This window comes from Micromonospora phytophila (genome assembly GCF_023656545.1).
GTDB lineage: Bacteria > Actinomycetota > Actinomycetes > Mycobacteriales > Micromonosporaceae > Micromonospora > Micromonospora phytophila.
In genome coordinates, this window is record NZ_JAMOKF010000247.1 from 1 (window position 1) to 8,376 (window position 8,376).

At 74.2% G+C, this 8,376-nt stretch carries 8 protein-coding genes and 1 riboswitch; of the genes, 6 read left to right on the plus strand and 2 right to left on the minus strand.

The window, feature by feature from the left end:
- Positions 1-158 precede the first annotated feature (158 nt).
- Entirely contained in the window at positions 159-650 is a 492-nt protein-coding gene (locus tag NCC78_RS23230) for a DUF3145 domain-containing protein (protein WP_168001300.1), read from the minus strand.
- Between the two features lie 306 nt (positions 651-956).
- Between NCC78_RS23230 and NCC78_RS23235 the strand changes: the two genes are divergently transcribed.
- Positions 957-1,286, plus strand: a complete 330-nt coding sequence (locus NCC78_RS23235; protein WP_250797042.1) for a hypothetical protein — start codon at positions 957-959, stop codon at positions 1,284-1,286.
- A gap of 151 nt (positions 1,287-1,437) precedes the next feature.
- Here the strand turns inward: NCC78_RS23235 and NCC78_RS23240 are convergent, their stop codons facing one another.
- Complete coding sequence (locus NCC78_RS23240) at positions 1,438-2,031, minus strand: carbonic anhydrase (RefSeq protein WP_250797043.1); 594 nt, start codon at positions 2,029-2,031, stop codon at positions 1,438-1,440.
- Between the two features lie 146 nt (positions 2,032-2,177).
- Here NCC78_RS23240 and NCC78_RS23245 point away from each other — a divergent pair, with 146 nt between their 5' ends.
- The 5 genes from NCC78_RS23245 to NCC78_RS23265 all read left to right on the plus strand — a co-directional run.
- On the plus strand, positions 2,178-3,125 hold the full coding sequence (locus NCC78_RS23245; RefSeq protein WP_250797044.1) for an alpha/beta fold hydrolase: 948 nt from the start codon (positions 2,178-2,180) through the stop codon (positions 3,123-3,125).
- 123 nt (positions 3,126-3,248) lie between these two features.
- A complete protein-coding gene (locus NCC78_RS23250) occupies positions 3,249-5,366 on the plus strand; it encodes a HelD family protein (protein ID WP_250797045.1) in 2,118 nt (705 codons plus the stop codon).
- A 91-nt stretch (positions 5,367-5,457) separates the two neighbouring features.
- Positions 5,458-6,375 (plus strand): cation diffusion facilitator family transporter, encoded by a 918-nt coding sequence (locus tag NCC78_RS23255; protein WP_250797046.1) that lies wholly within the window; start codon positions 5,458-5,460, stop codon positions 6,373-6,375.
- Positions 6,376-6,528: 153 nt separating this feature from the next.
- A riboswitch (cyclic di-AMP (ydaO/yuaA leader) is annotated at positions 6,529-6,661 on the plus strand.
- A gap of 4 nt (positions 6,662-6,665) precedes the next feature.
- Positions 6,666-7,742, plus strand: coding sequence for a coiled-coil domain-containing protein (locus NCC78_RS23260; RefSeq protein WP_250797048.1), 1,077 nt, complete (start codon positions 6,666-6,668; stop codon positions 7,740-7,742).
- A gap of 129 nt (positions 7,743-7,871) precedes the next feature.
- The coding region (locus NCC78_RS23265) for a hypothetical protein (RefSeq protein ID WP_250797049.1) at positions 7,872-8,376 on the plus strand (505 nt) is incomplete at its 3' end.

The following is an 8,376-nucleotide window of genomic DNA, read 5'->3' on the forward strand; positions in this document are numbered from 1 at the left end:
AGCAGCGCGGTCAGGACGGCGAGCGCGACGCCGGCGCGGCGCGGGTTGGTCGACACGCGCCCCATCCCACCAGTGCCCCCCTTATCGGGGCAACTTGACCTTCCTCCTCGCGCCGGCGGAATGCGGACGGGGCGCCACCGGTCCAGGATCGGCGGAGGTCAGCCGACGCGGGTGAGCAGGGTCACTGGTGCGCCGTCGCCGGCGTAGCGGTACGGCTCCAACTCGGCGTCCCAGGCGGTGCCGAGCGCCTTGTCCAGGGCGTGTGCGAGGGCCTCCGGTGCCCGAGCGCCGGCCATGATGCTGCGCAGCCGGTCCTCGCCGAGTTGGATGTCGCCGGCCGCGCCGACGGTGGCCCGGAACAGGCCCCGCCCGGGGACGTACATGAAGCGCTCACCGTCGGCGCCGGGGCTCGGCTCCTCGGTGACCTCGAAACGGATCATGGGCCACTGCCGGAGGGCAGCAGCCAGCTCGGCGCCCGTTCCCGGACGGCCGGTCCACCCGCACTCGGCCCGGCGGGCGCCGGGATCGACGGGTTGAGCCGTCCACTCGAGGTTGACCGGCGCGACAAGGACGCGCGCGATCGCCCACTCGACGTGTGAGCACACGGCGAGCGGGGTCGAGTGGACGTATACGACGCCACGCGTTGGCACGGTGACCTCCCGGAGAGCGAGGTGCGTCTTCCCCTACGACCTCGTCCGCCCGAGTGGCTACTGGAACACATGATGACTCGTGTGACGGATGGTGCGCCAGGGAATCGGAAAATTCGCCGACGGAATAGCCGGACGGGTGAGGGCCGTTGACCCCCTACGACGCGATGACCAGCCAGGGATCGTGGTCGTGTACAGTTCCATCGGCGGCCTGTGCCGCGCACATCTTCCGCGGGCCCACTCACCGAGTGCGGTTCGCACAGCCCCCGGACGTTCCGTCCTCCCGTACGTCTTGCAAGGAGTACCTCCGTGGCGAGCAACACCTCTAAGACCGCGCGCGCGTCAGTCCGGGCCGGCCAGGCTGGCCAGGGTGGCGCCCTCAGCGTGCTGGGCGAGTTCAAGTACCTCATCCCGCTCAACGGCGGCAAGCACGCCTACGTGCGGAACCTGACCAACGGCAAGACCGTGCACCTGCGCACCGACTCCGAGGCCTTCGTCGAGGAGATCCGGGTGCTGGCCGCGGCCGGTCACGCCGCCAAGATCCGGGCGGAGATCAACGGCCTCAACGCCACCCACCCGGGTGACGGCTGGGACGCCACCGAGAAGCGCCTCGTCGAGGCCGGCGTCTTCGAGGGCTGAGCCCCTCCCCCACGCGACACCTGAACCGCCCGTCGGGATCATCCCGGCGGGCGGTTCCGCGTCTGTCGAGGGCACCCGGCCACGCCGCGTCCGGGCCCCCCGGAGCAGACCAGCGGCCCGACGGCCCCGGCGGGCGACGGGCGTCAGGGCGTCAGGGTGGCTCCAGCAGCACGACCTCGCCGCTGGCCAGGTCGTAGAGGGCGCCCACCACGGCCACCCGGCCGGCGGCGACCGGGGCGGCGAGCAGGTCGTCGGCGCGCAGCGCGGCCACCGTACGGAGCACGTGCCGCCGGACGGCCAGCGGATGCACCCGCGGGTCGTCGACGCCCACCTCGGCCACCGCCGGGGCGATCTGCTCGACCAGATGGGCCAGCGCGCCGCCCGGGGTGCGACCGCTGCGCAGCGCGCCCACCGTCGAGGCGACCGCACCGCAGCGCTCGTGCCCGAGCACCATCACCAGCGGCACGCCCAGCTCGCCGACCACGTACTCGATGGAGCCGCGCACCGCCCGGTCCAGCACGTGCCCGCCGGTGCGGATCACGCAGATCGACCCGAAGGTCTGGTCGAAGATCGCCTCCAGGGGCACCCGCGAGTCGATGCAGCCGAGCAGCACCGCGTACGGCTGCTGATCGCCGGAGGCGGCGGCCGCGGCGGCCGTCACGTCGTGACCGTGGATCGGCTGGCCGCTGACGAACCGGCGGTTGCCGGCGAGCAGCTCGGCCAGCGCCGTCCGGGGCGACCCCATGCCCCCAGCCTGGCCGGCCGGCCGGCACCGCGGGCCGGGTTGCGAACCTTCTCACCGACAGGGTTGGCGCGGTGTCATGACGGGTAGCCGGTGTTACCGCCGGGTATCCCCGGTGCGCGGATCAGTTCGGCCCTGGGGAGGTGGCGATGCCGGAGCACGTCGAGGTGCGTCTTGCCGACGGCGTACGCCTGCACGTCGAGACGACCGGACCGGCCGACGCCGAGGTCACCGCAGTGCTGCTGCACGGCTGGACGCTGGACGGGCGCGCCTGGCACCGACAGCTCGCCGACCTGCGGGAACGCTTCGACGGCTCGGTGCGCGTGGTGACCTACGACGCGCGGGGGCACGGCCGGTCCAGCTGCATGGCGCTGCCCACCGCCACCCTGGCCCAGCTCGGCGACGACCTCGCCGCGGTGCTGGACGCGGTGGTCCCGACCGGGCGGGTGGTGCTGGTCGGCCACTCGATGGGCGGCATGACGATCATGGAGTACGCGCACCGCCACCCCGGGCACTTCGCCGCCCGGACGGCGGGGCTGGTCTTCGTCGCCACCACCGCCGAGGGGCACACCCACACCGCGTACGGGCTTTCGCCCCGGATCGCCCGGCTCATCCGGGTCGCCGAGACCACCGGGGCGGGCGTGCTCGCCCGGTGCGGCTCCTGGCGACCGCCCCGGGCGCTGTTGCGGGCGTTGCGCCCGAGCATCCGCTGGATGCTCTTCGGCGACCGCTGCGACGCGCACGACATCCGGCTGGTCACCTCGGCCGTGGCCCGGGCCTCCCTCCGCTCGATCGGCGGGTTCCGCGCCTCGATCGGGGCACAGCACCGGCTGGAGACCCTGGCGGAGCTGGCCCACCTGCCGGCGGCGGCGCTGGTCGGCGACCGCGACCGGCTCACCCCACCGCCGTGCGCGGAGTCGATCGCCGCCGCGCTGCCGGCCACCGAGCTGACCGTCTGCCCCGGCGCCGGGCACATGCTGATGATGGAACGCCCCGACGAGGTCAACGCCGCCGTCGGGGCCGTCCTGCGCCAGGTGCTCTCCGGCACCCCGTTCGCCGAGCCTCGGACCGCTCCCGCCGCCGCCCGGCAGGAGTGACCGGGAATCCATTCCCGCACCTCGGGCGCGGCCCGTCGCGTCGGGGCCGTACCCTCTTGCGGTTGGCCTGGCGCGGCCCGCGTGCTTCGCGTCGCCCGCCGCCGACGTCAGGAGGAGCGAGCGTTGAGCGACCGGACCACCCTGGAACAGGAGATCGCCGTCGAGCAGCGGCACCTCGACCGGGTGTACGCCCGACTGGCCGAACTACGCCGCTCCGCGGTCCGCGCCGAGCGCGACGGGTACCGCCTCGCCCGGGTGGGCAACTTCGGGGCGCTGGTCGAGCGGGACGCCATGGTGTTCCACGCGGCGCAGCGGCGGCACGTCCTCGACGCCGAGCACGAGGGGCTGGTCTTCGGCCGGCTCGACCTGCACGACCGGCAGGTGCTGCACGTCGGGCGGCTCGGCATCCGGGACGAGGACGCCACCACGCTGGTGGTCGACTGGCGGGCCCCGGCCGCCGCCGCCTTCTACCAGGCCACCCCGGCGCAGCCGCTGGGCGTGGTGCGGCGCCGCATGATCCAGTCCTCCGGCGAGCGGGTCACCCGGATCGAGGACGACCTGCTCGATCCGGGCGCCGCCCCGGCCGACATGACGGTGGTCGGTGACGGCGCGCTGCTCGCCACGCTCTCCAAGGCCACCGGCCGGGGCATGCGGGACATCGTCGCCACCATCCAGCGGGAGCAGGACGAGGCGATCCGCTCCCCCGGCTCGGGCGTGACGATCGTCTCCGGCGGCCCGGGCACCGGCAAGACCGCGGTCGCCCTGCACCGGGCCGCGTACCTGCTCTACTCCGACCGCAGCCGGTACGCCGGCGGCGGCATCCTGGTGGTCGGCCCGTCCTCCGTCTTCGTCGAGTACATCGCCTCGGTGCTGCCGTCGCTGGGTGAGGAGACCGCCACCCTGCACTCGCTGGGCACCCTCTTCCCGGGCATGAGCGCCACCCGCACCGACCCGCCGGAGGTGGCGTCGGTCAAGGGCTCCCTGCGGATGCGCCGGGTGCTGGAGCGGGCGGCCCGGGACGCCGTACCGGACGGGCCGGCCGAGCTGCGCCTGCTCTACCGGGGCACGCTGCTGCGGCTGGACCGCCGGGAGCTGGACGGGATCCGGGACCGGGTGCTCCAGCGCGGCGCCCGCCGCAACGAGGTGCGCCGGGCCGGTTTCGACGGCGTCTTCGCGGCGCTCTGGGCGCAGGCCCGGCGCTCGGGCATCGGCCGGCTGCCCGAGCAGCGCGCGTTCGAGGACGAGATCGTCGACCGGCCGGAGTTCCGGGAGTTCCTCAAGGCGTGGTGGCCCCGGCTGCACCCCCGGCACGTGCTGGGCTGGCTGGCCCGCCCGGACCGGCTGCGCCGCTACGCCGGCGGGATCCTCGCCAACCGGGAGATCCGGCTGCTCGCCGAGGCGTACCGGGGCCTGGACCGCGAGGGGCTGACGATCGCCGACATCGCCCTGCTGGACGAGCTGGACGCGCTGCTCGGCAAGCCGGTGAAGCCGGCCCGGGCGAAGCGCGACCCGTTCCAGCTCGCCGGCGGGGTCCGGGAGCTGAGCACGCACGCCGACCGGCAGCGCGCCGCCCGGGAGGCGGCCCGGGAGCGCCCCGAGGACTACCGGGACTACGCCCACGTGGTGGTCGACGAGTCGCAGGACGTCTCGCCGATGCAGTGGCGCATGATCGGCCGGCGCGGTCGCCTGGCCTCCTGGACGGTGGTGGGCGACCCGGCGCAGACGGCGTGGACCGGGGACCCCGAGGAGCTGACCCGGGCCCGGGACCAGGCGCTGGGCCGGCGGAAGCGGCAGCAGTTCACCCTCACCACGAACTACCGCAACTCGGCGGAGATCTTCGCGGTGGCGGCGGCCGAGATCCGCCGGCTCTACCCGGACCTCCCGCTGCCCCGGGCCGTGCGCTCCACCGGCGTCGACCCGGTCGAGCTGGTGGTGCCGCCCGCGGAGCTGGAGACCGCCGTGGTGGCGGCGGCCACCGGGCTGCTCGCGGAGGTGGACGGCACGGTCGGCGTGATCACGCCGGTGCCCCGCCGCGACGAGGTGGCCGGGTGGCTGGGCGGGCTGGGCGCGTCGCGGCTGCAGGTGGTGACCAGCCTGGAGGCCAAGGGCATGGAGTACGACGGGGTGGTGCTGGTCGCCCCTGGCGAGATCCGGGCCGACCCCGGGTCGGGGGTACGCACGCTCTACGTGGCGCTCTCCCGGGCGACCCAGCGGCTGACCACCATCGACGCGGCCGGCTGAACCCGCCCCGGCCGCCGACCCGTCACTTGCACACATAGCGATGTGAGCATAGATTGGGCGGTGGTCCGGACGGGTGACGGAGGGTGAGCGGGTGGGCGCAGGTCATGACCACCACCACGGGTCGGTCGCGAACGCCGCGCACCGCCACCAGGGCCGGCTCTGGGCCGCGTTCGGTCTGCTCAGCGCCCTGATGGTGGTGGAGGCGGTGGCCGCCTTCCGCACCGGGTCGCTGGCCCTGCTCTCCGACGCCGGACACATGTTCACCGACGTGCTCGGGATCGGCATGGCCCTCGCCGCGATCACCGCCACCCGCCGGTCCAGCGCGGACCCGCAGCGCACCTTCGGCCTCTACCGGCTGGAGGTGCTGGCCGCCCTGGCCAACGCCGTGCTCCTCTCCGGCGTCGCGGTCTACGTGGTGGTCGAGGCGGTACGCCGGTTCGGCGACCCGCCGGAGGTGCTCGCCGGCCCGATGCTCGTGGTGGCCGCGCTGGGCCTGCTCGCCAACCTGGCCGCCTTCGCCCTGCTGCGCGCCGGGGCGAAGGAGAGCATCAACCTGCACGGCGCCTACCTGGAGGTACTGGGCGACCTACTCGGGTCGCTCGGCGTGATCGGCGCCGCCCTGCTGATCTCGGCCACTGACTGGTGGTGGGCCGACCCGCTGGTGGCGGTCGCGATCGGGGTGTTCATCCTGCCGCGCACCTGGCGGCTGGGGCGGGCCGCGCTGCGCATCCTGGTGCAGGCCGCTCCGGAGCACCTCCAGGTCACCGCGGTGCACGACCGGCTGGCCGCCGTACCCGGGGTCGCCGAGGTGCACGACCTGCACGTCTGGACGTTGACCTCCGGGATGGAGGTGGCCTCGGCGCACCTGACCATGTCGCCCGACGCGGAGGTCGGCGCGGTGCTGGCCGCGGCCCGGACGGCGTTGCACGAGGACTTCCGGATCGAGCACGCCACGTTGCAGATCGAGCCCGGAGCGTCTCCCGGGGCCTGCGGGGCCGTCGAGTGGTGATGAGCACAACCTTAATTCCGGGTCGACCTTGTTGGGTTATGTCGGAATTAGAGTTAGTTGGGCGCGCACCGAGAGTCACTTCTGCTGCAATCGCCACACCGGCACCGGTAGGCTCGGTCCCGGCCTCCGCCAGGCGGCACCCTCCGGTGCCGGCGGTGGCCGCCGCCTAATCGCCCAGCGGGGGCGTACCGGGGAACCATGTTCGTGGGGTGCATCCGCGTCAGCGGTAGGGATCTTCCGTCCCGAACCCGTCAGCTAACCCGGTCGGCGGCTGACGGAAGGACACATGCATGCCAGTAGTGCCACCTGTACGACGACGCGCCGCCCGGATGGCGGCCCTGATCGCCGCGACGCTCGCCCTCGGCGCCGCGGTCACCCCGGTCACCGCCGCCCCGGCCGTGGCCGCCGCCCGGACCGGCCTGCTCGCCCCGGCCCCCGGCCAGGACGACGAGGGCGGCACGCCCGCCCTGCGCGCCCAGCTAGAAGCCGCGAGCAAGGGCTACCTGGACGCCAAGCGGGCCCTGGACACCTCGGTCAAGCGGCAGCAGCAGCTCAACACGCAGCTCAAGACCACCGAGAGCGAGCTGACCGAGCGCAGCAGCAAGGTCGGCGAGATCGCCGGGGTGGCGTATCGCACCGGTCGGCTCAGCGTCGCGTCCGCCCTGCTCAACAGCAGCTCCCCGGACGGGTTCCTGGACCGGGCCGCCGCGCTCGACGCGGTGGCCGCCAACGAGGACCGGGCGCTGCGCGACCTCCAGGAGACCCGCGACGAGGCCAACCGCACCAGGATCGCGCTGGACGGGGAGATCCGGGAGCAGCGCAAGCAGGTCACCCTGATGACCAAGCGCAAGGAGCAGGCCGAGCGGGCGCTGACCGTCGCCAACCGGCCGCAGCCCCGCGTCGACAGCGGCTCGACCAGCGGCACCTCCACCGCGACGGCCAGGGCGGCGCCGCGCAACCCCGACGGCTCCTGGCCGTCCGAGTCGTGCAGCGTCAACGACCCGACGCCCGCCGACGGCTGCATCACCCCGCGCACCCTGCACGCGCTCAACCAGGCCAAGGCGGCGGGCTTCACCCGCTACGTCTCCTGCTACCGACCCGGCGGCTCCGGCGAGCACCCGAAGGGCCGGGCCTGCGACTTCGCGGCCCAGACGAGCGGCTTCGGCGGGGACGCCACCGGCGGCGACAAGACGTACGGGAACAACCTGGCGGCGTACTTCGTGCGGAACAACGACCAGCTCGCGGTGCTCTACGTGATCTGGTACCGGCAGATCTGGCTGCCCAGCAGCGGGTGGAAGTCGTACAGCGGCGCCAACGGCGACCCGTCCAGCGACCACACCAACCACGTGCACCTGTCGGTCTACTGACGCCCCAGTCCCGGGCGGCCCGACGGCTCGCCCGGGACGCCGGCGCTCCGGCCCTACGCCCACCGGCGTACGCCGGATGTCGTCACCGGGCCCACGACGCGGGGCCGGCGGGCCGGCAGCATCACCACCATGAGCCGACTCCCGCCGCCCGCCCGCAAGGCCCTGCTCACCCTGCACCTGGTGACCTCGCTCGGCTGGCTCGGCACCGACCTGGTGCTGCTCGCCCTCGGCGTCGCGGTGCTGCGCGGGGCCGACCCGGCCACCGTCTACCCGGTGGCCGCGCTGGTCGGCACCGTCCTGTTCGCGCCGCTCAGCGTAGTCGTCTGGCTGGTCGGGGTGGCCAGCGCCCTGTTCACCCCGTGGGGGCTGCTGCGGCACCGCTGGGTGCTGGTCAAGCTACTGCTGACCACCGTGATGACCGGGCTGGTGCTGTTGCTGCTCACGCCGAAGCTGCGGCACGCCGGGATCGCGGGCGCGGCCTTCCCCACCCGCGAACGGATCGACCTGGTGGTCGCCCCCGCCGTCTCCACCACCCTGCTGATCGTGGCGACGGTGCTCTCCACGTACAAACCCTGGGGTCGGCTGCGCCGGGCGGCCCCGGCGGGCCGACGGCGACCGGTGGCGGCCGGGCGCT